At 61.2% G+C, this 18,324-nt stretch carries 26 protein-coding genes and 3 pseudogenes; 27 read left to right on the top strand and 2 right to left on the bottom strand.

Going from position 1 to position 18,324, the window contains the following annotated elements; genetic code table 11:
* Positions 1–25: 25 nt before the first annotated feature.
* From tuf to BF95_RS14615, 24 genes and pseudogenes are all read left to right on the top strand, one after another.
* Positions 26–1,215: pseudogene (gene tuf / locus BF95_RS14500) on the top strand (elongation factor Tu).
* A 145-nt stretch (positions 1,216–1,360) separates the two neighbouring features.
* Positions 1,361–1,669, top strand: coding sequence for a 30S ribosomal protein S10 (gene rpsJ, locus BF95_RS14505; RefSeq protein WP_007686587.1), 309 nt, complete (start codon positions 1,361–1,363; stop codon positions 1,667–1,669).
* A gap of 293 nt (positions 1,670–1,962) precedes the next feature.
* Positions 1,963–2,721: a 50S ribosomal protein L3 gene (gene rplC, locus BF95_RS14510; protein ID WP_043152162.1), complete on the top strand. Its 759-nt coding sequence runs from the start codon at positions 1,963–1,965 to the stop codon at positions 2,719–2,721.
* Positions 2,722–2,724: 3 nt separating this feature from the next.
* Positions 2,725–3,348 carry a 50S ribosomal protein L4 gene (gene rplD, locus BF95_RS14515; RefSeq protein WP_037472402.1) on the top strand — a complete coding sequence of 208 codons (624 nt, stop codon included), beginning with the start codon at positions 2,725–2,727 and terminating at the stop codon, positions 3,346–3,348.
* The gene (locus BF95_RS14520; protein WP_037472401.1) at positions 3,341–3,658 is read left to right on the top strand and encodes a 50S ribosomal protein L23; all 318 of its coding nucleotides are present in this window, start codon (positions 3,341–3,343) and stop codon (positions 3,656–3,658) included. Before rplD ends, BF95_RS14520 begins: the two co-directional genes overlap by 8 nt.
* Before the next feature lie 2 nt (positions 3,659–3,660).
* The gene (gene rplB / locus BF95_RS14525; RefSeq protein WP_037472400.1) at positions 3,661–4,497 is read left to right on the top strand and encodes a 50S ribosomal protein L2; all 837 of its coding nucleotides are present in this window, start codon (positions 3,661–3,663) and stop codon (positions 4,495–4,497) included.
* A gap of 6 nt (positions 4,498–4,503) precedes the next feature.
* Positions 4,504–4,779 carry a 30S ribosomal protein S19 gene (gene rpsS / locus BF95_RS14530; protein WP_037472398.1) on the top strand — a complete coding sequence of 92 codons (276 nt, stop codon included), beginning with the start codon at positions 4,504–4,506 and terminating at the stop codon, positions 4,777–4,779.
* Positions 4,779–5,165 (top strand): 50S ribosomal protein L22, encoded by a 387-nt coding sequence (gene rplV / locus BF95_RS14535; RefSeq protein ID WP_043152133.1) that lies wholly within the window; start codon positions 4,779–4,781, stop codon positions 5,163–5,165. Before rpsS ends, rplV begins: the two co-directional genes overlap by 1 nt.
* Before the next feature lie 4 nt (positions 5,166–5,169).
* Positions 5,170–5,865, top strand: coding sequence for a 30S ribosomal protein S3 (rpsC, locus tag BF95_RS14540; RefSeq protein WP_037472395.1), 696 nt, complete (start codon positions 5,170–5,172; stop codon positions 5,863–5,865).
* A 21-nt stretch (positions 5,866–5,886) separates the two neighbouring features.
* Complete coding sequence (gene rplP / locus BF95_RS14545) at positions 5,887–6,318, top strand: 50S ribosomal protein L16 (protein WP_037472393.1); 432 nt, start codon at positions 5,887–5,889, stop codon at positions 6,316–6,318.
* A 3-nt stretch (positions 6,319–6,321) separates the two neighbouring features.
* Positions 6,322–6,531, top strand: a complete 210-nt coding sequence (gene rpmC / locus BF95_RS14550; RefSeq protein WP_037472392.1) for a 50S ribosomal protein L29 — start codon at positions 6,322–6,324, stop codon at positions 6,529–6,531.
* Positions 6,532–6,543: 12 nt separating this feature from the next.
* Complete coding sequence (gene rpsQ, locus BF95_RS14555; protein ID WP_043152134.1) at positions 6,544–6,807, top strand: 30S ribosomal protein S17; 264 nt, start codon at positions 6,544–6,546, stop codon at positions 6,805–6,807.
* 200 nt (positions 6,808–7,007) lie between these two features.
* Positions 7,008–7,376, top strand: coding sequence for a 50S ribosomal protein L14 (gene rplN, locus BF95_RS14560; protein ID WP_007686569.1), 369 nt, complete (start codon positions 7,008–7,010; stop codon positions 7,374–7,376).
* A complete protein-coding gene (gene rplX / locus BF95_RS14565) occupies positions 7,376–7,687 on the top strand; it encodes a 50S ribosomal protein L24 (RefSeq protein WP_043152135.1) in 312 nt (103 codons plus the stop codon). The genes rplN and rplX overlap by 1 nt, the downstream gene beginning before the upstream one ends.
* Positions 7,687–8,259 carry a 50S ribosomal protein L5 gene (gene rplE / locus BF95_RS14570; RefSeq protein ID WP_037472389.1) on the top strand — a complete coding sequence of 191 codons (573 nt, stop codon included), beginning with the start codon at positions 7,687–7,689 and terminating at the stop codon, positions 8,257–8,259. The genes rplX and rplE overlap by 1 nt, the downstream gene beginning before the upstream one ends.
* 52 nt (positions 8,260–8,311) lie before the next feature.
* Positions 8,312–8,617: a 30S ribosomal protein S14 gene (gene rpsN, locus BF95_RS14575; protein ID WP_037472388.1), complete on the top strand. Its 306-nt coding sequence runs from the start codon at positions 8,312–8,314 to the stop codon at positions 8,615–8,617.
* A gap of 12 nt (positions 8,618–8,629) precedes the next feature.
* Entirely contained in the window at positions 8,630–9,025 is a 396-nt protein-coding gene (gene rpsH, locus BF95_RS14580; RefSeq protein WP_037472387.1) for a 30S ribosomal protein S8, read from the top strand.
* Positions 9,025–9,558 carry a 50S ribosomal protein L6 gene (rplF, locus tag BF95_RS14585; protein WP_043152136.1) on the top strand — a complete coding sequence of 178 codons (534 nt, stop codon included), beginning with the start codon at positions 9,025–9,027 and terminating at the stop codon, positions 9,556–9,558. Before rpsH ends, rplF begins: the two co-directional genes overlap by 1 nt.
* Position 9,559: 1 nt before the next feature.
* Positions 9,560–9,913, top strand: coding sequence for a 50S ribosomal protein L18 (gene rplR, locus BF95_RS14590; protein ID WP_037472385.1), 354 nt, complete (start codon positions 9,560–9,562; stop codon positions 9,911–9,913).
* 2 nt (positions 9,914–9,915) lie between these two features.
* Positions 9,916–10,656, top strand: coding sequence for a 30S ribosomal protein S5 (gene rpsE / locus BF95_RS14595; RefSeq protein WP_043152137.1), 741 nt, complete (start codon positions 9,916–9,918; stop codon positions 10,654–10,656).
* A gap of 5 nt (positions 10,657–10,661) precedes the next feature.
* A complete protein-coding gene (rpmD, locus tag BF95_RS14600; RefSeq protein ID WP_037472383.1) occupies positions 10,662–10,841 on the top strand; it encodes a 50S ribosomal protein L30 in 180 nt (59 codons plus the stop codon).
* A 134-nt stretch (positions 10,842–10,975) separates the two neighbouring features.
* On the top strand, positions 10,976–11,509 hold the full coding sequence (gene rplO, locus BF95_RS14605) for a 50S ribosomal protein L15 (RefSeq protein ID WP_043152163.1): 534 nt from the start codon (positions 10,976–10,978) through the stop codon (positions 11,507–11,509).
* Between the two features lie 194 nt (positions 11,510–11,703).
* Positions 11,704–13,053 (top strand): preprotein translocase subunit SecY, encoded by a 1,350-nt coding sequence (secY, locus tag BF95_RS14610; RefSeq protein WP_043152138.1) that lies wholly within the window; start codon positions 11,704–11,706, stop codon positions 13,051–13,053.
* A gap of 44 nt (positions 13,054–13,097) precedes the next feature.
* Positions 13,098–13,753: pseudogene (locus BF95_RS14615) on the top strand (adenylate kinase).
* Between the two features lie 236 nt (positions 13,754–13,989).
* On the opposite strand, the gene BF95_RS14620 reads toward BF95_RS14615, so the two are convergent.
* Entirely contained in the window at positions 13,990–14,760 is a 771-nt protein-coding gene (locus BF95_RS14620; protein ID WP_043152139.1) for a CsgG/HfaB family protein, read from the bottom strand.
* A 185-nt stretch (positions 14,761–14,945) separates the two neighbouring features.
* Here BF95_RS14620 and lepA point away from each other — a divergent pair.
* The 3 genes and pseudogenes from lepA to BF95_RS14635 all read left to right on the top strand — a co-directional run bounded on the left by lepA (position 14,946) and on the right by BF95_RS14635 (position 17,588).
* Positions 14,946–16,753: pseudogene (gene lepA, locus BF95_RS14625) on the top strand (translation elongation factor 4).
* Positions 16,750–17,058, top strand: a complete 309-nt coding sequence (locus BF95_RS14630; RefSeq protein WP_043152140.1) for an alkylphosphonate utilization protein — start codon at positions 16,750–16,752, stop codon at positions 17,056–17,058. The pseudogene lepA and the gene BF95_RS14630 overlap by 4 nt, the downstream one beginning before the upstream one ends.
* Entirely contained in the window at positions 17,055–17,588 is a 534-nt protein-coding gene (locus tag BF95_RS14635) for a hypothetical protein (RefSeq protein ID WP_235209762.1), read from the top strand. The genes BF95_RS14630 and BF95_RS14635 overlap by 4 nt, the downstream gene beginning before the upstream one ends.
* Here the strand turns inward: BF95_RS14635 and BF95_RS14640 are convergent.
* Positions 17,553–18,323 (bottom strand): EAL domain-containing protein, encoded by a 771-nt coding sequence (locus BF95_RS14640; RefSeq protein WP_081764172.1) that lies wholly within the window; start codon positions 18,321–18,323, stop codon positions 17,553–17,555. The genes BF95_RS14635 and BF95_RS14640 overlap by 36 nt on opposite strands.
* Position 18,324: the final 1 nt, after the last annotated feature.

The following is an 18,324-nucleotide window of genomic DNA, read 5'->3' on the forward strand; positions in this document are numbered from 1 at the left end:
GATTTTGATTAGAAGGTAGGATAAAATGGCTAAGGCTAAGTTTGAGCGGAATAAGCCGCACTGCAACATCGGCACCATCGGTCACGTCGACCATGGCAAGACCTCGCTGACCGCAGCGATCACCAAGGTGCTGGCCGAAACCGGCGGCGCCACGTTCACCAGCTACGACAACATCGACAAGGCGCCCGAAGAGCGCGAGCGCGGCATCACCATTTCGACCGCGCACGTCGAATATGAAACCGAAGCGCGCCACTATGCGCACGTCGATTGCCCCGGTCACGCTGACTATGTGAAGAACATGATCACCGGTGCGGCGCAGATGGACGGCGCGATCCTGGTTGTGTCGGCCACCGACGGCCCGATGCCGCAGACCCGCGAGCACATCCTGCTCGCCAAGCAGGTCGCGTTCCTCAGCTCGTCGTGTTCATGAACAAGGTCGATCTCGTTGACGACGCCGAAATTCTGGAACTGGTCGAGCTGGAAATCCGCGAGCTGCTGAGCAGCTATGATTTCGACGGCGACAACATCCCCGTCATCCCCGGTTCGGCTGTTGCCGCGCTGCAGGACAAGACCCCGGAAATCGGCCATGACGCCGTGCTCAAGCTGATGGCAGCCGTCGACACCTGGATCCCGCAGCCTGAGCGTCCGATCGACAAGCCTTTCCTGATGCCGATCGAAGACGTGTTCTCGATCTCGGGTCGCGGCACCGTCGTCACCGGCCGTGTCGAAACCGGCATCGTCAAGGTTGGCGAAGAAGTCGAAATCGTCGGCATCCGCGACACCCGCAAGACCACGGTCACGGGCGTCGAAATGTTCCGCAAGCTGCTCGACGAAGGTCGTGCGGGCGACAACATCGGCGCGCTGGTTCGTGGCGTCGGTCGTGAAGACGTCGAGCGTGGCCAGGTTCTGGCCAAGCCCGGTTCGGTTATGCCGCACACCGAGTTCGACGCTGAAGTGTACGTGCTGTCGAAGGAAGAGGGTGGTCGTCACACGCCGTTCTTCGCCAACTATCGCCCGCAGTTCTACTTCCGCACCACGGACGTTACCGGCGAAGTCATCCTGCCTGAGGGCACGGAAATGGTTATGCCTGGCGACAATGTGAAGCTCGGCGTCAAGCTGATCGCGCCCATCGCGATGGACCCAGGTCTGCGCTTTGCCATCCGTGAAGGCGGTCGTACCGTCGGCGCAGGGGTTGTCGGCACGATCTCGAAGTAATATAGGCACCGCAGCGGCGCGAATCGCCTGATTCGCGCCGCTCGGATTTTTACCGCCTCGGATCGTCTTTCTCCGGCTCTTGCGAGCTAGAAGGACAGATTAAGAGGCGGTTGTTTTTTTGGCTCTTTCGCATCGGTACAGGAATATGGACAGCAACATCCGCATTCGCCTTAAGGCGTTCGATCATCGCGTGCTTGATCAGGCGACCGGCGACATCGCCGACACCGCGCGCCGCACTGGCGCTCTCATCCGCGGTCCCATTCCCCTTCCGACGCGCATCGAAAAGTTCACGGTCAACCGTGGTCCGCACATCGACAAGAAGTCGCGCGAGCAGTTTGAGGTTCGCACCTACAAGCGTATGCTTGACATTGTGCAGCCGACGCCGCAGACGGTCGACGCGCTGATGAAGCTGGACCTGGCTGCCGGCGTGAACGTAGAAATCAAGCTGGCCTGAGGTTAGCAAGTCCCTGCCTTCTGTAACAAGTTGGCAGGGTATCGGGTATTCCGGGAAACCGGAAGCTCACACGACACAAGGGATACCGCACGGCGCCGGGCAACTGGCAAGTCTGTGGTTCTGGTCCCCCGTCGCTGGTCCCGAGAGGGGTTGGCATCCAACCCGGACGGGGTGATCTGCATATTTGGGTTGGCCGCTAGGGAATGATCCCGAGCGGTTTTTTTTCGTTGGATACGCCCGCCGGCGTCAGTTTCTTTCAAGGCTTAGGCGGGCCTCTATTGGGAGTATGGATCATGCGCACTGGCGTGATCGCTAAGAAAGTCGGGATGACCCGCCTGTTCCAAGAGGACGGGCGTCACGTGCCGGTTACGGTTCTGGCCCTTGAAGGCAACCAGGTCGTGGCTCGCAAGGATGTGGACAGCGACGGCTATGTGGCCGTGCAGCTGGGTGCCGGCGTAGCGAAGGTTAAGAATGTCGCCAAGCCGCAGCGCGGTCACTTCGCCAAGGCGGAAGTGGAGCCGAAGGCGCGTCTGGTAGAATTCCGCGTCGCCGAGGATGCGCTCCTCGATGTCGGCGTTGAAATCGCCGCAGATCATTTCATCGACGGCCAGCTCGTCGATGTGTCGGGTCACACCCAGGGTAAGGGCTTTGCCGGCGCTATGAAGCGTTGGGGCTTCGGCGGTATGCGCGCCACCCACGGTGTGTCGATCAGTCACCGTGCCCATGGTTCGACGGGTAACCGTCAGGATCCAGGCCGCGTCTTCAAGAACAAGAAGATGGCCGGTCATATGGGTGATCGTGAACGCACGCAGCAGAACCTCGAAATCGTCCGCACGGACGTCGAGCGCGGTCTGCTGTTCGTCAAGGGCAGCGTGCCCGGTGCCAAGGGCACCTGGCTGACCGTCAAGGATGCCGTCAAGGTGCCTCGTCCGGCCGACGTTCCCTATCCCGCCAGCCTGAAAAAGGCTGACAACAGCAACGACAGCGCTCCCGCTGATACCCCGGCTGAAGAAGTCGCGGCAGTGGAAGCGACCGAAGGCCAGGAGGGCTAAACCATGAAGGTCAAGGTACAGACCCTCGACGCAGCGGAAGCTGGCGATCTGGAGCTGAACGATGCCGTATTCGGTGTCGAGCCCCGCGCCGACATCCTGCACCGCGTCGTCACCTGGCAGCTCGAAAAGCGTCGCGGTACGGCCCGTGGCACGCGCGAGCGTAGCGATGTTGCCCGCACGGGTAAGAAGTTCGGTCGCCAAAAGGGCGGCGGTACGGCTCGTCACGGCGATCGCCGCGCGCCGGTGTTCATCGGTGGTGGTAAAGCCCACGGTGCCCGCGTTCGTGACTTCAATCCCTCGCTGAACAAGAAGGTTCGCGCGCTGGGCCTGAAGATGGCGCTCTCGTCGAAGGTGAAGGACGGCTCGCTGTTCATCATCGACAGCCTCGACGTTGCCGAAGGCAAGACCAAGGCGCTGGTCGCCAATCTTGCCAAGCTGAACCTGACCAAGGTGCTGTTCATCGACGGCGACGCGGTCAACATCAGCTTCGCCAAGGCGTCGGCCAACATCATCGGCGTGGACTTGCTGCCGGCCGTCGGCGCCAATGTCTACGACATCCTGAAAGCCGACTCGCTGGTGCTCACCCGCGCCGCCGTCGAAAAGCTGGAGGCCCGTTTCAATGGCTAAAAAGCAAGCCGCAACGGTCGACAACCGTCATTATGACGTGGTTGTCGCCCCGCACATCACTGAGAAGTCGACCCTTCTCAGCGAATTCAACGCTGTGGTCTTCAAGGTGGCGGGCGATGCCTCCAAGCCTGAGATCAAGGCCGCTGTCGAAGCGATCTGGGGTGTCGACGTCAAGAGCGTGAATACGCTCGTGACGAAGGGCAAGACCAAGAAGTGGAAGGGCAAGCCCTACACCCGCTCCGACGTCAAGAAGGCGATCGTCCGCCTGGCCGAAGGCCAGTCGATCGACATCACCGAGGGAGTGCGCTAACCATGGCGCTGAAGCATTATAACCCGACGAGCCCCGCCCAGCGCGGACTGATTCTCGTCGACAAGTCCAGCCTGCACAAGGGCAAGCCCGTCAAGGCGCTGACCGAAGGCAAGCGCAAGACCGGTGGCCGTAACAACAAGGGTCATGTGACCTCGCGCGGTATCGGCGGCGGTCACAAGCAGCGCTATCGTATCATCGATTTCAAGCGTCGCTTGTGGGATGTCGAAGGTACGGTCGAGCGTCTGGAATATGACCCCAACCGCACCGCGTTCATCGCGCTGGTCAACTATCCCGACGGTACGCAGGCCTATATTATCGCGCCGCAGCGTCTGGCTCCTGGTGACAAGGTCATCGCGGGTAAGAAGACCGACGTGAAGCCGGGCAACGCGATGGAACTGGGGCAGATGCCGGTCGGCACGATCATCCACAATATCGAGATGAAGCCGGGCAAAGGCGCACAGCTCTGCCGCTCGGCGGGTACCTATGCCCAGCTCGTTGGCCGTGATCGCGGCATGGTGATGATCCGCTTGTCTTCGGGTGAGCAGCGTTACATCCGTTCGGATTGCATGGGCACCATCGGCGCCGTCAGCAACCCCGACAACGGCAACACCAACCTCGCCAAGGCAGGCCGTAACCGTTGGAAGGGCATCCGCCCGCTGACGCGCGGTGTCGCCAAGAACCCGGTCGATCACCCTCATGGTGGTGGTGAAGGCCGGACCTCGGGCGGCCGTCATCCGGTTACGCCTTGGGGCAAGCCGACCAAGGGTGCCCGCACCCGTCATAACAAGTCGACCGACAAGATGATCATCCGGTCGCGTCACGCCAAGAAGAAGAGGTAATCCGCGATGGCTCGTTCCGTCTGGAAAGGTCCGTTCGTGGACCTCAGCCTTCTGAAGAAGGCAGAAACCGCGCAGGAAGCCGGTGGCCGTGCGCCGATCAAGACTTGGTCGCGTCGTTCCACCATCCTGCCCCAGTTCGTTGGCCTGACGTTCAGCGTCTATAACGGCCGCAAGCATGTTCCGGTGTCCGTGAACGAGGATATGGTGGGTCATAAGCTGGGCGAATTCGCTCCGACCCGCTTCTTCCCCGGCCACGCTGCCGACAAGAAGGGCAAGCGCTAATGAGCAAGGAAAAGGCTCCCCGTCGCGTCGCCGACAATGAGGCTCTGGCCGTCGGCACGCAGATCCGTGGTTCGGCCCAGAAGCTGAACCTGGTAGCGACGCTCATCCGCGGCCACAAGGTCGAGGACGCGCTGAACATCCTCGCTTTCTCCAAGAAGGCGATGGCGGTTGACGTGCGCAAGGTGCTGGCTTCGGCCATCGCCAACGCGGAAAACAACCACAATCTGGACGTCGACGCCCTGGTCGTGGCCGAAGCATCGGTAGGCAAAGCGTTTACGCTGAAGCGCTTCCATGCCCGTGGCCGTGGCAAGTCGACCCGGATCCTCAAGCCCTACAGCCGCGTGCGCATTGTCGTGCGTGAAGCTGGCGAAGAAGCGGAGGCGTAAGCACATGGGTCACAAGAGTAATCCGATCGGTCTGCGTCTTCAGATCAACCGCACCTGGGACAGCCGCTGGTACGCCGAAGGCGCGGACTATGGCCGCCTGCTGCTGGAAGATCTCAAGATTCGCCAGTTCATCATGAAGTCGCTGCCGCAGGCCGCGATTTCGAAGGTCGTCATCGAACGCCCTGCCAAGCTGTGCCGCGTGTCGGTCTATGCTGCCCGTCCCGGTGTCATCATCGGCAAGAAGGGCGCGGACATCGAAAAGCTGCGCAAGAAGCTGAGCGCGCTGACGACGTCCGACGTGTCGCTGAACATCGTCGAAATCCGCAAGCCGGAAGTCGATTCCAAGCTTGTTGCGCAGGGTATCGCTGACCAGCTCGAACGCCGCGTGGCTTTCCGCCGTGCGATGAAGCGGGCTGTGCAGTCGGCGCTGCGTCTGGGTGCCGAAGGCATCAAGATCACCTGCGGCGGCCGTCTGGGCGGCGCGGAGATCGCGCGCGTCGAATGGTATCGCGAAGGCCGCGTTCCGTTGCACACGCTGCGCGCGAACGTCGACTATGCCGAAGCCACGGCGCACACCGCCTATGGCGTGTGCGGCATCAAGGTCTGGATCTTCAAGGGCGAGATTCTCGGCCATGATCCGATGGCCACCGACCGGCTCATGCTGGAGGCTCAGACCTCCGGTGTGCGTCCGGCGCGCTGAACATAAGGTAGGTATAGCGTCATGCTGCAACCGAAGAAAATGAAGTTCCGCAAGACCTTCAAGGGCCGGATCAAGGGCGATGCCAAGGGCGGTTCCGCTCTGAACTTCGGTTCCTATGGTCTCAAGGCCATGGAGCCTGAGCGGATCACCGCGCGCCAGATCGAAGCGGCTCGCCGCGCGATCACGCGTCACATCCGCCGTCAGGGTCGTTTGTGGATCCGTGTGTTCCCCGACGTGCCTGTGTCGAAAAAGCCGGCCGAAGTCCGTCAGGGCAAGGGCAAGGGTTCGGTCGAATATTGGGCCGCCCGCGTCAAGCCGGGTCGCATCCTGTTCGAACTGGACGGTGTGCCCGGTCCGCTCGCAGCAGAGGCCTTCTCGCGCGCCGCGATGAAGCTGCCCATCAAGACCAAGGTCGTTGCCCGCCTCGGCGACACCTCGCACCTGGAGGGTTAAGCCATGGCGAACGTTGCTGACCTTAAGACCAAGACGGACGACGAACTGTCGACCGAACTCAACAACCTGAAGCGCGAGCAGTTCAATCTGCGTTTCCAGGCGGCCACCAACCAGCTGGAAAAGCCCAGCCGCGTCAAGGAAGTCCGCCGGTCGATCGCGCAGATCAAAACTTTGCAGACCGAGCGTAACAGCTCGGCTGCGACCGCGAAGTAAAGGAAACACACGATGCCCAAGCGCGTGCTGACGGGAACGGTGGTTTCCGACAAGACCGACAAGACGGTGGTGGTTCGTGTAGAGCGCAAGGTTAAGCATGCGCTCTACGGCAAGATCATCCGCCGTTCGAAAAAATATCACGCCCATGACGAGGGCAATATCTACAAGGAAGGCGAGACGGTCCGCATTGAGGAAACCGCCCCGATTTCCAAGCTCAAGACCTGGAAGGTCATCGAGCGCGTGGACACCCACAAGTCGCCGGAGGTTGCCGCTTAAAGGCGGAAACCCGGACTTTTAGGGTAGGCTCACTGATTCTTTGGGTCTTATTGCGACGTGGGGCTGGCCTTTTCGATCAGAAGGGGTTACAGGCCCGCGCTTCGCGTAGGACCCGACAGAGTCTTGGCACGAAATTCGGAACCGCTGGGCCAGACCTTTCTGGAGCGTCCCGGTAGGCCAAATAAGAAGGAACCGGATCCATGATCCAGATGCAATCCAATCTTGACGTCGCTGACAACAGCGGCGCCAAGCGCGTCCAGTGCATCAAGGTGCTGGGCGGCTCGAAGCGTCGCTTCGCGAGCGTAGGCGACATCATCGTCGTCTCGATCAAGGAAGCAGCGCCTCGCGGCAAGGTGAAGAAGGGTGACGTGCATCGTGCCGTCATCGTGCGTACCGCCAAGGACGTGCGTCGCGCTGATGGCAGCGTGATTCGCTTCGACGGCAACGCCGCTGTGCTCATCAACAAGAACGAGGAGCCAATCGGCACCCGTATCTTTGGCCCGGTCGTTCGCGAACTGCGCGCCAAGAAGCACATGAAGATCATCTCGCTCGCTCCTGAGGTGCTGTAATGAGCGCTGCCAAGATCAAGAAGGGCGACAAGATCGTCGTCCTGGCTGGCAAGGACAAGGGCCGTACCGGCGCTGTCCTGCAAGTGATGCCCAAGGCCGACAAGGTTCTTGTCGAAGGCATCAACGTGCATGCGAAGCATCGCAAGCCCGGCCAGTCGAACCCGCAGGGTGGCATCGAGCGCAAGCCCGCGCCGCTCCACATTTCGAACGTGGCGGTCGCCGACAAGGATGGCAAGCCGACCCGCGTTCGTTTCGAGGATCGCGACGGCAAGAAGGTCCGTGTCGCCGTCAAGTCCGGTGAGGTGCTGTAATGGCCGATAAGTACATCCCGCGCTCCAAAGCGCTGTATGACGCCGAGATCGCCAAGGCGATGACCGAGAAATTCGGTTACAAGAACGTCATGGAAGTCCCCAAGATCGACAAGATCACGCTCAACATGGGCGTGGGCGAAGCGACCCAGGACAAGAAGAAGGTCACGCAGGCCGCCGAGGAAATGGAACTGATCGCTGGCCAGAAGCCGGTTATCACCAAGGCGAAGAAGTCGATCGCGCAGTTCAAGCTGCGTGAAGGCATGCCCATCGGTGCCAAGGTCACGCTGCGCCGCGAGCGCATGTATGAATTCCTGGACCGCATGATCAACGTGGCCCTGCCCCGCGTCCGCGATTTTCGTGGTCTCAATCCGAAGAGCTTCGATGGCCGTGGCAATTATGCCTTCGGTATCAAGGAGCAGATCATCTTCCCAGAGATCAGCTATGACCGTGTCGATAAGGTGCGCGGCATGGACATCATCGTGACCACCACGGCGAAGACGGACGATGAAGCGCGCGAATTGCTGCGCCTCTTCGGCTTCCCCTTCCCGCTCGAAGAGAAGCAGGCGGCCTGAATAAGGTCCCGCTTCTCTCCCAACGCTAAAGCTAAGGAAGAGAACTTAAGTCATGGCGAAACTGAGTTCGATCAACAAGAATGAGCGTCGCAAGAAGCTGGTTAAGAAATATGCCGGCCGTTATGCAAAGCTCAAGGCGATCGCGAATGACAACGCGGCCGATGACAGCGATCGTCTGATCGCTCGTCTGAAGATGGCGGAAATTCCCCGCAACGGTAACCCGACCCGCGTGCGTAACCGCTGCGAACTGACGGGGCGCCCTCGCGCTTATTACCGCAAATTCCGGCTCTGCCGTATTCAGCTGCGCGATCTGGCCAATAAGGGCCTGATCCCCGGCGTCACCAAGTCGAGCTGGTAAGGATATCATCTCATGGCATTGACCGATCCCCTGGGTGATATGCTCACCCGCATCCGCAACGGGCAGCAGGCGAAGAAGGACAGCGTTATGTCCCCGGCGTCCAAGCTGCGCGCCCGCGTCCTCGACGTCCTCCAGCGCGAAGGCTATATTCGCGGCTATTCCGAGGAAGACCTCGGCAAGCACCCTGGCCTGCGCATCGAGCTGAAATATTTCGAAGGGCAGCCTGCTATCAAGCATGTCGCCCGCGTGTCCAAGCCTGGCCGCCGCGTCTATTCGGGTTCGAAAGAACTGCCGGTGATCCGCAACGGTCTTGGTATCACGATCGTCTCGACGCCCAAGGGTGTTCTGTCCGACGCGGAAGCGCGCGACCAGAATGTCGGCGGCGAAGTGCTGGCGGAGGTGTTCTAATGAGCCGCATCGGTAAAAAGCCGGTCGCGATCCCCAATGGGGTGACGGCGACCATCGAGGGCGGGCAGCTCTCGGTCAAGGGGCCCAAGGGCACCCTGGCCATGCCGCTGCGCGACGAGATCAGCTATACGCTGGAAGGCGAAGGCATTCTCGTTCAGCCAGCCAACAAGACCAAAGCCGCACGGGCATTCTGGGGCATGCAGCGCACGCTGATCCAGAATCTGGTCACCGGCGTGACGGAAGGCTTCACCAAGAAGCTGCTCATCACCGGCGTTGGCTACCGCGCGAATTCGCAGGGCAAGAACCTGAAGCTGCAGCTTGGCTACAGCCATGACGTCGATTTTGCGATCCCCGAAGGGATCGAGATCAAGACCCCGGATAACACCACGGTCGAGATCAGCGGCATGGACAAGCAGCAGGTCGGCCAGGTTGCCGCCGAAATCCGTCGCTGGCGTAAGCCTGAGCCTTATAAGGGCAAGGGCATCAAATATGCCGGCGAGTTCATCTTCCGCAAGGAAGGGAAGAAGAAGTAAGATGGCAAAGCTTTCCCTCTTCGCGCGGCGTCGTCGCCGTGTTCGCACCGCTCTTAAGGCTGTTTCGGGCACCCGCCCGCGCCTGAGCATCCACCGTTCGGGTCGTCACATCTACGCCCAGATCATCGATGACGCTGCCGGTACGACCGTTGCTGCTGCATCGACCCTGGACAAGGACGTGCGCGGCAAGACCGGCGCTACCTCGCAAGCCGCTGCCGATGTCGGCAAGCGCGTCGCCGCTGCGGCGACCGCTGCCGGTGTCACCCGCGTCGTGTTCGACCGTGGTGGCTTCCTGTTCCATGGCCGCGTGAAAGCGCTGGCCGATGCCGCCCGTGAGGGCGGGCTGGAGTTCTGATCATGGCTGACGAAAACACCACCGGCGAAGGCAATCAGCCCGTAGCCGTCCTGGCTCCTGAAGCGACGCCTCAGGAAGTCACCGAAAATCGTGGTCCCGGCCGTGGTCGTGGCAACCGTGGCGGCGGTGACCGCAACCGCAGCGATCGCGGCGGCGGCCGTGGTCGTCGTGACGATCGTCGCGGCGGTAACCGGGACGAAGATCAGGGCGAAGAACTGATCGAGAAGCTGGTCCACATCAACCGCGTCAGCAAGACCGTCAAGGGCGGTAAGCGCTTCGGCTTTGCGGCGCTGGTCGTTGTCGGCGACGGCAAGGGCCGGGCCGGTTTCGGTCATGGCAAGGCGCGCGAAGTGCCCGAGGCCATCAGCAAGGCGACCGCCGCTGCCAAGAAGGCAATGGTTCGCGTTCCGCTGAAGGAAGGCCGTACGCTGCATCATGATGGTCTCGGCCATTTCGGTGCTGGCAAGGTGACGCTGCGTTCGGCGCCTGCCGGTACGGGTATCATCGCGGGTGGTCCGATGCGCGCCGTGTTCGAAAGCCTCGGCGTTGCAGACGTCGTGACCAAGTCGAACGGCACGTCGAACCCTTATAACATGATCCGGGCGACCTTCGCGGCGCTGGGCGAACAGACGAGCCCCAAGTCGGTGGCGCAGCGTCGCGGCAAGAAGGTCGCCGACCTTCTGCATCGCGGTGGAGCCTCGGTCGAGGTCGCGCAGGCCGACGCCGAAGCGATTGTGGAGTAACCGACATGGCAACAATCAAGATCAAGCAGATCGGTTCGCCGATACGTCGCCCCGCCGACCAGAAGAAGATTCTGATCGGTCTGGGCCTTGGCAAGATGCATCGCGTGGTGGAACTGGAAGACACGGCGGAAGTCCGCGGTGCCATCAAGAAGCTGCCCCATATGGTGCAAGTGGTCGAAGGCTAAGCCCTTCGATCCGACGAAATGATGCGAAAGAGGGGGAAACCCCTCTTTCGTTTTTTTGACGGTCGGGCTATTGGCCCGGCCTTTTCAGGTTCCCACTGGGGACAGCGCGAACAAAGCGAAAGCGAGTGCACGATATGAAACTCAATGACATCCGTGACAATGATGGCGCCCGCAAGGGCCGTATGCGCGTTGGACGCGGCATCGGTTCGGGCAAGGGCAAGACCGCAGGGCGCGGTCAAAAGGGCGCCAAGGCACGTTCGGGCGTTGCCATCAACGGCTTCGAGGGTGGCCAGATGCCGCTCCACATGCGTCTGCCAAAGCGCGGCTTCAACAACATCTTCGCCAGCGATTTCGCGATCGTGAACCTGGGTGCGGTGCAGAAGGCGATCGACGCCGGCAAGCTGGACGCCAATGCGACCATCGACCATGCCGCGCTCAAGGCCGCAGCTCTTGCCCGTGGTGGCAAGGATGGCGTCCGCCTGCTCGCCAAGGGTGAACTGACCGCCAAGGTCAGCTTCCTGGTGTCCGGTGCGTCCAAGGGCGCGCTGGAAGCGGTCGAAAAGGCCGGTGGTAAGGTCGAAGTGATCGAAGTCGTGGCGGCCGCCGACAAGGCGAAGGCCAAGAAGGGCACCGCCCTTGCCGCCGCCAAGGCTGCCCGGAAAGCGTAAACCACGCTCCCAGACTTGCAAGCATGGCCCCGCTGCCCGATATGGGTTGGCGGGGTCATGCGTATCGGGGGAATGTCTTTGTCGCTTGGCGTGGCAACTCCCCGTTCGACACGTTGAACCGGTCCCGCTAAGGGATGAGCGATTCCGCATCGGGGCTTGATGCCCCGGCAAGAGTGATTTGAAGGGCAGCCACCATGGCATCGAGAGCCGACCAGCTCGCATCCAATCTGAGCCTGGCAAAATTCAGCCAGGCCACCGACCTCAAAAAGCGCCTGTGGTTTACCCTCGGCGCGTTGATCGTCTTCCGGTTCCTCAGCTTCGTGCCGATGCCGGGCATCGATCCGACGGCGCTGGCCGGCGCGGTGCAGAATACGCGCGGCGGCGTGCTCGACATCTTCAACACCTTTTCCGGCGGCGCGCTGGAGCGTGCCAGCCTGATCGCGCTGGGCATCATGCCCTACATCACCGCGTCGATCGTGGTGCAGCTTGCCTCTTCGCTGTCGCCGCAATTGGCGGCGATCAAGAAGGAAGGGGAGAGCGGGCGCAAGCGGCTGAACCAATATACGCGCTATGGCACGGTTTTCCTGGCGGCGGTGCAGGGGTATTTTGCGGCCGTGGGCTATGAAACCCAGGGCGCGGCTGTGGTCGACCCCGGCATGGTGTTCCGGGTTTCGGCGGTCGTATCGCTGATCGGCGGCACCATGTTCCTGATGTGGCTGGGCGAGCAGATCACCTCGCGCGGTATCGGCAACGGTGTATCGCTCATCATCATGGCGGGCATCGTCGCCCAGCTGCCGGTGACGTTGAGCAACCTGTTCAAGTCCGGCAGCGAAGGCACGATTTCGGGCCTGCTGATCTTCTTGGTCATGGTCATGGCGATTGGCCTGATCCTGCTGATCTGCTTCATGGAGCGGGCGCAGCGCCGGGTGCTGATCCAATATCCCAAGCGGCAAACGCGCCAGGGTTTGATGCAGGCCGATCGCAGCCATTTGCCGCTTAAGGTGAACACCGCAGGCGTCATTCCGCCGATCTTCGCATCGTCGCTGCTGCTGATGCCGCTGACGATCTCGCAGTTCGCGGGACAGACGGTCGCGGGCGAAAGCCGCTGGGGCGATTTCGTCCTGACGCTCAATCAATATCTGTCACATGGTAGCCCCGTCTATATGGGCCTTTATGGCCTCGGCATCGTCTTCTTCTGCTTCTTCTACACCGCCGTGGTGTTCAACCCGGAAGAGACGGCCGACAACCTCAAGCGCAATGGCGGCTTCATTCCCGGCATACGTCCCGGCAAGAATACTGAAAATTACCTGGACTATGTGCTGACGCGCATCACGGTGATCGGCGCGGCCTATCTGGCCTTTATCTGTCTGGTGCCGGAATTCGCTATCGCCCGGGCGGGCATTCCCTTCTACCTTGGTGGGACTAGCCTGCTGATCGTCGTCAATGTTACGGTCGACACGGTGACTCAGATCCAGAGCCATTTGCTGGCCCATCAATATGGGGATCTGATCAAGAAGGCGAAGCTCAAGGGCCGCCTGCGCTAAACGCGGCCCGGACACTGGGCGCACAACAGGGGAGAATGCGCGCGATGAACATCATTCTGCTTGGCCCTCCGGCGCCGGCAAGGGGACACAGGCCAGTCGTCTGGTCGAGGATCGCGGCATGGTGCAATTGTCCACCGGCGACATGCTGCGCGCTGCGGTAAAAGCGGGTACGCCCGTCGGGCTTCAGGCCAAGGCACTGATGGAAGCGGGCGCTCTGGTGCCCGACGATGTCGTGTCCGGCATTATCGGCGAAGCGCTCGACGCGCTTGCGCCCGATACCGGGGTGATCTTCGACGGTTACCCACGCACCGAGGCGCAGGCCCATTCGCTCGACGCCCTGCTGGAAGGGCGGGGGCGCTCGCTCGATCACGTGATCGAACTGGACGTCAACGAGGATGCGCTGGTCGAACGCATCACCGGTCGGTTCACCTGTGCCAATTGCGGCGCTGGCTATCATGATGTCTTCATGCTGCCCAAGGTCGAGGGCGAGTGTGACAAGTGCAAGAGCCACGAGTTCAAGCGCCGCCCGGACGACAATGAAGCCACGGTGCGCACGCGCATGGCCGAATATCGCGCCAAGACTGCACCGATCCTGCCTATCTATGAAGCCCGCGGCATCGTTTCGCGGGTCGATGGCATGGCTGATATGGGCAATGTAACCGGCGTGATTGCGGCCATCCTGGATCGGAACCCCGCTTAAGAGGGCTGCTCCCCGCGCATCAGCGAGGGGCGGCGAAAGACGCAAATGCTAATTACGCTGGAGGGGTGGGTGTGGCGATGGCCATGCCTGCCCCGACTTTCGTTACGGCAGTGGACGGGCAGGGTTTTCCGTTGTGCGGTTGCGCGACCTGTGGGTGCTGCGCGGCGCATAATGGGCGTGAAAAAGGGTGTCGCCGGATGGCCCGGCGACACCCTTTCCCCCAATCTTTACGCTGTTTACTGCGCAACCGGCGCGGCTGCTGCAGCATTTTCAGGCAAGCCACCCATCTGCGTCACCATCTTGGTATAAGCGTCCAGATAAGCGAGCACGATCACCTGGCCAATATCGGTATTCTGATAGCCGCCGCCGCCGACTGCGGCCAGACCGCCCATCCAGCCCAAACCGCCGCCGCCGCCAAAGCTGAGGTCCGATTTGCGGAAATAGCCTTCGGCCATCACTTCCTCCTCTGTCGTGCGGGCGTTGACCACTGACAGCATGACGTTGGCCTCGCTCTTCTTCACCGAGATGCCACCCAATAGCGCGCCGCCAATGCGCCCGCCCAACATGCCGCCCAACATACCGCCCAGCGCGTTGCCACCACTATTCTTGTTGGTGGTGACGATGTCAGGCTGGATGAAATAATCCGCTGCCTTCACCTGGCCCCGGCCCAGATTCGATCCCGCCTGCAATTCGCCCGAATCCGCCATGGCCCGTTCCATGTTACGGCTGGCCATCGATCGACCCCGATTGACGAGGCCGAAACAGCCCGACTGCTGGACGAACAATTTGATGATCGCTTCGGGGCTGCCGAGGCTCAATTCGCGCCACCACTGGTTATCTGGCTCAACGATCGCAGCGGTGCCGAGCCGCTTGGTGCAGCGGGGTATTTCCATCTGTTTCTTGGCTTGTGCCTGGCGGCCGGATGACCCCTTGTCTTTCGCCATGGCCTGCGGCACCGCCAGCGTAAGACAGACTGTCGCAGCGGTCAGCATTTTCAATACACGCATTATCAGAACCCCGTTTGTTGCTTGCTTTGAAATTGTTCACGCGACCCTGATATTTTGGCGCAACCCTACCACAGCCGCTTTTGCCTTCCAAGCATGGTGGCGCGGGCGTAACGATCTTCGACATCCATCACACTGCCCTTCGTGATCCTACTGACAGGGCGTTCAATCGCTGCTATCGGGCGGCGATGACCGAGCTTTCGCATATCCGTAACTTTTCCATCATCGCCCATATCGATCATGGCAAATCGACTCTGGCCGATCGCCTGATCCAACGCACCGGTGGCCTCACCGACCGCGAGATGAGTGCGCAAGTCCTTGATAATATGGATATCGAGAAAGAGCGCGGCATTACGATCAAGGCGCAGACGGTGCGCCTGGATTATGTTGCCAAGGACGGTCAGACCTATGAACTGAATTTGATGGACACGCCGGGGCACGTCGATTTCGCCTATGAAGTCTCGCGCTCCCTTGCGGCATGCGAAGGCGCGTTGCTGGTCGTGGACGCGGCGCAGGGCGTGGAAGCGCAGACGCTGGCCAATGTCTATCAGTCGATCGAGCATGATCATGAGATCGTGCCGGTCCTCAACAAGATAGACCTGCCCGCTGCCGAGCCTGAAAAGGTACGCAAGGAAATCGAGGATGTCATCGGCATCGACGCATCGGAAGCGGTGCTGGCGAGCGCCAAGTCGGGCATCGGCATCGACGAAATCCTCGAAGCGATCGTCAAGAAGATCCCGCCGCCCAAGGGCGACCGCAATGCCCCGCTCGAAGCCATGCTGGTCGATAGCTGGTATGATCCCTATCTCGCGTCGTCATCCTCGTCCGCGTCATCAATGGGGTGATCAAGAAGGGCCAGGCGATCAAATTCATGATCGGCGGCACGGAGCATCTGATCGACCGGGTCGGCTGCATGCGTCCCAAGATCGAGACGTTACCGGAATTGGCGGCGGGTGAGATCGGCTTCATCACCGCGCAGATCAAGGACATCACGGAAACGCGCGTCGGCGACACGATCACGACGGTAAAGAATGGCGCGACCAAACCGCTGCCGGGCTTCAAGGAAGTCCAGCCGGTGGTGTTCTGCGGCTTGTTCCCCGTCGATGCCAATGACTTCGACAAGCTGCGCGAATCGATCAGTAAGCTGCGGCTCAACGATGCCTCGTTCAGTTTCGAAATGGAGAGCAGCGCGGCGCTGGGCTTCGGCTTCCGCTGCGGTTTCCTTGGCCTGCTCCATCTGGAGATTATCCAGGAGCGGCTGACACGCGAATATGATCTGGACCTCATCACCACCGCGCCGTCGGTGGTGTATAAGATCCAGCTGACCTATGGCGCGGGCGAGATCGAACTGCACAATCCTGCCGACATGCCCGACCCGACCAAGATCGACGAGATTGAGGAGCCCTGGATCGAGGCTATCATCTATTGCCCCGACGAATATCTAGGGTCCATCCTGAAACTGTGTCAGGATCGGCGCGGCATTCAGAAAAACCTGACCTATGTCGGCGGCCGCGCGCAGGTGACCTACGAACTGCCGCTCAACGAAGTGGTGTTCGATTTCTACGATCGCCTGAAATCCATCAGCCGGGGCTATGCCAGCTTCGACTATCACCAGATCGGCTATCGGACGGGTGATCTGGTCAAGATGAGCATCATGGTCAATGCCGAACCCGTCGATGCGCTCAGCATGATCGTCCATCGCGGCACCGCCGAATCGCGCGGGCGCGGCATGTGCGAGCGGTTGAAAGACCTGATCCCCCGCCATTTGTTCAAGATCCCGATCCAGGCGGCGATCGGCGGCAAGGTGATCGCCCGCGAGACGATCGCGGCGATGCGCAAGGACGTGACCGCCAAATGCTATGGCGGCGACATCAGCCGCAAGAAGAAGCTGCTCGACAAGCAGAAGGAAGGTAAGAAGCGGATGCGCGAATATGGCTCGGTCCAGATTCCGCAGGAAGCCTTCATCGCTGCGCTACGCATGGGCGACGAGAATTGAGCGGGTCCGACGAAGATTATGTCTTCGACGAGGCGTCGGGCGAGTGGGTGCCTGCGTCGCAACTGAACGAGGCAGGCGATGCCGCCGACATGGTCGAAGTGCGCGACGCGGTGGGCAATCTGCTCGCCGATGGTGACCAGGTGACGCTGATCAAGGATTTGGTGGTCAAGGGCGCGGGACAGACGTTGAAGCGGGGTACGCTGATCAAATCGATCCGCCTGACCGGCGACGCGCAGGAAATCGATTGCCGCCATGACGGGATCAAGGGTCTGGTGCTGCGCGCGGAGTTCGTAAAGAAGCGATGAGCAGCGCGGCTGCCCGTCCCGCGTCGCTGGCGCAGATGGTGCCGATCGCGGGGCAGGTAGGGCGCATCGAGCGGGCAGCGGCGTTTCTGGCCAATGGCATGTCGCTCCGCCTGTGCCCGGACGCCGCAAGAGAGCGGCGGCGCGCCATGCCCGCCAAGCTGATCGGCAATGGCTTGCGCGAACTCGATCTGTTTCTGACCGACTTGATCGCCGAAGCGCATCGGATCGATCGGCTGGGTGCGGGGGCAGGGGATGATCCGGGTGTGCGGCCGGGCCATCGTATGTCCAGCGCAGCCGAAGCCTGGCACCGGGCCGGGCCGCAATTAGGATTGAATGGCGAAGACCGAACGCTGCTCCGCGCAATGCGTGCGGCGCAGAACCGCCTCTGTTTCGGCCGGTTGCGCCGGCCCGATAGTGAAGCGACGATGCAGCGGGCCTGCGCGGACTATGCGCGGTTGGCGGGAGATGTGTTGGCGGCCGTGCAGGCGCGCCGGTCAGGCGACGGCAGCGTAGCGATCACCGCCCGGTAGCGTCACGCTGGGCAAGCTCTTGAAGCCGGGCCGGGCCAGCAGATAGCCCTGAATATAGCGAATCCCTATCGCGCGCAGCGCTTCATATTCGCCGACCGTCTCAATGCCCTCGGCAATGACGACGATGTTCAGCGATTGGGCGATGCGCAGCACGCCTTCCACGATCATCCGGCGCGGCAGACTGGTATCGAGGCCGCGGATCAGGTCCATGTCGAGCTTGATGTAATCGGTCTGGAATTTGGCCAGCAGCCCAAGTCCGGCATGGCCCGCCCCGAAATCGTCGATCGCCGTGCCGAACCCCATTTTACGATAGGAGTCGATGATGGTGCCGACATGGTCCGAATCGACCATTTCCTCATTCTCGGTAAATTCGAAGATCAGGCGGTCGGTGGGGAAGCCCGTCTTTTGAGCGGTCTTCAACGTCAGTTGGATGCAGGCGACGGGCGAATAGACGGCATTGGGCAGGAAATTGATCGACAGGCGGGCATCGGTATCCAGAATACCCGCGGCGACAGCCCCCTCGATCGCCGCTACGCGGCATTGCTGGTCGAACGCATAGCGATTCTCTGGCGTGACGCGCCCCAGAACTTCGCCCGCACCCTCGCCATTGACGCCACGAACGAGCGCTTCGAACGCGAAGGGGCGTCCGGTCTGGATATCGACAATGGGTTGGAACGCCATTGCGATGTCGAATTGATGGGCTTGCGACTGGCAACCCTGGCACCCTGTTTGCACC

Origin of the sequence: Sphingobium sp. Ant17 (genome assembly GCF_000588875.1) — a bacterium.
In the GTDB taxonomy this organism is placed as follows: domain Bacteria; phylum Pseudomonadota; class Alphaproteobacteria; order Sphingomonadales; family Sphingomonadaceae; genus Sphingobium.

What these genes read in the sequence shown, in the direction of transcription:
- rpsH (WP_037472387.1), top strand. Translation starts at nt 8,630, where the DNA reads ATGGCATTGACCGATCCCCTGGGTGATATGCTCACCCGCATCCGCAAC.
- rplX (WP_043152135.1), top strand. Translation starts at nt 7,376, where the DNA reads ATGAGCGCTGCCAAGATCAAGAAGGGCGACAAGATCGTCGTCCTGGCT.
- rplB (WP_037472400.1), top strand. Translation starts at nt 3,661, where the DNA reads ATGGCGCTGAAGCATTATAACCCGACGAGCCCCGCCCAGCGCGGACTG.
- rplO (WP_043152163.1), top strand. Translation starts at nt 10,976, where the DNA reads ATGAAACTCAATGACATCCGTGACAATGATGGCGCCCGCAAGGGCCGT.
- rplR (WP_037472385.1), top strand. Translation starts at nt 9,560, where the DNA reads ATGGCAAAGCTTTCCCTCTTCGCGCGGCGTCGTCGCCGTGTTCGCACC.
- rpsJ (WP_007686587.1), top strand. Translation starts at nt 1,361, where the DNA reads ATGGACAGCAACATCCGCATTCGCCTTAAGGCGTTCGATCATCGCGTG.
- rplV (WP_043152133.1), top strand. Translation starts at nt 4,779, where the DNA reads ATGAGCAAGGAAAAGGCTCCCCGTCGCGTCGCCGACAATGAGGCTCTG.
- rpmD (WP_037472383.1), top strand. Translation starts at nt 10,662, where the DNA reads ATGGCAACAATCAAGATCAAGCAGATCGGTTCGCCGATACGTCGCCCC.
- BF95_RS14635 (WP_235209762.1), top strand. Translation starts at nt 17,055, where the DNA reads ATGAGCAGCGCGGCTGCCCGTCCCGCGTCGCTGGCGCAGATGGTGCCG.
- rpsQ (WP_043152134.1), top strand. Translation starts at nt 6,544, where the DNA reads ATGCCCAAGCGCGTGCTGACGGGAACGGTGGTTTCCGACAAGACCGAC.
- BF95_RS14620 (WP_043152139.1), bottom strand. Translation starts at nt 14,760, where the DNA reads ATGCGTGTATTGAAAATGCTGACCGCTGCGACAGTCTGTCTTACGCTG.
- rplD (WP_037472402.1), top strand. Translation starts at nt 2,725, where the DNA reads ATGAAGGTCAAGGTACAGACCCTCGACGCAGCGGAAGCTGGCGATCTG.
- rplE (WP_037472389.1), top strand. Translation starts at nt 7,687, where the DNA reads ATGGCCGATAAGTACATCCCGCGCTCCAAAGCGCTGTATGACGCCGAG.
- rpsC (WP_037472395.1), top strand. Translation starts at nt 5,170, where the DNA reads ATGGGTCACAAGAGTAATCCGATCGGTCTGCGTCTTCAGATCAACCGC.
- rplP (WP_037472393.1), top strand. Translation starts at nt 5,887, where the DNA reads ATGCTGCAACCGAAGAAAATGAAGTTCCGCAAGACCTTCAAGGGCCGG.
- rpsE (WP_043152137.1), top strand. Translation starts at nt 9,916, where the DNA reads ATGGCTGACGAAAACACCACCGGCGAAGGCAATCAGCCCGTAGCCGTC.
- rplC (WP_043152162.1), top strand. Translation starts at nt 1,963, where the DNA reads ATGCGCACTGGCGTGATCGCTAAGAAAGTCGGGATGACCCGCCTGTTC.
- rpmC (WP_037472392.1), top strand. Translation starts at nt 6,322, where the DNA reads ATGGCGAACGTTGCTGACCTTAAGACCAAGACGGACGACGAACTGTCG.
- secY (WP_043152138.1), top strand. Translation starts at nt 11,704, where the DNA reads ATGGCATCGAGAGCCGACCAGCTCGCATCCAATCTGAGCCTGGCAAAA.
- rpsS (WP_037472398.1), top strand. Translation starts at nt 4,504, where the DNA reads ATGGCTCGTTCCGTCTGGAAAGGTCCGTTCGTGGACCTCAGCCTTCTG.
- BF95_RS14520 (WP_037472401.1), top strand. Translation starts at nt 3,341, where the DNA reads ATGGCTAAAAAGCAAGCCGCAACGGTCGACAACCGTCATTATGACGTG.
- rplN (WP_007686569.1), top strand. Translation starts at nt 7,008, where the DNA reads ATGATCCAGATGCAATCCAATCTTGACGTCGCTGACAACAGCGGCGCC.
- rpsN (WP_037472388.1), top strand. Translation starts at nt 8,312, where the DNA reads ATGGCGAAACTGAGTTCGATCAACAAGAATGAGCGTCGCAAGAAGCTG.
- rplF (WP_043152136.1), top strand. Translation starts at nt 9,025, where the DNA reads ATGAGCCGCATCGGTAAAAAGCCGGTCGCGATCCCCAATGGGGTGACG.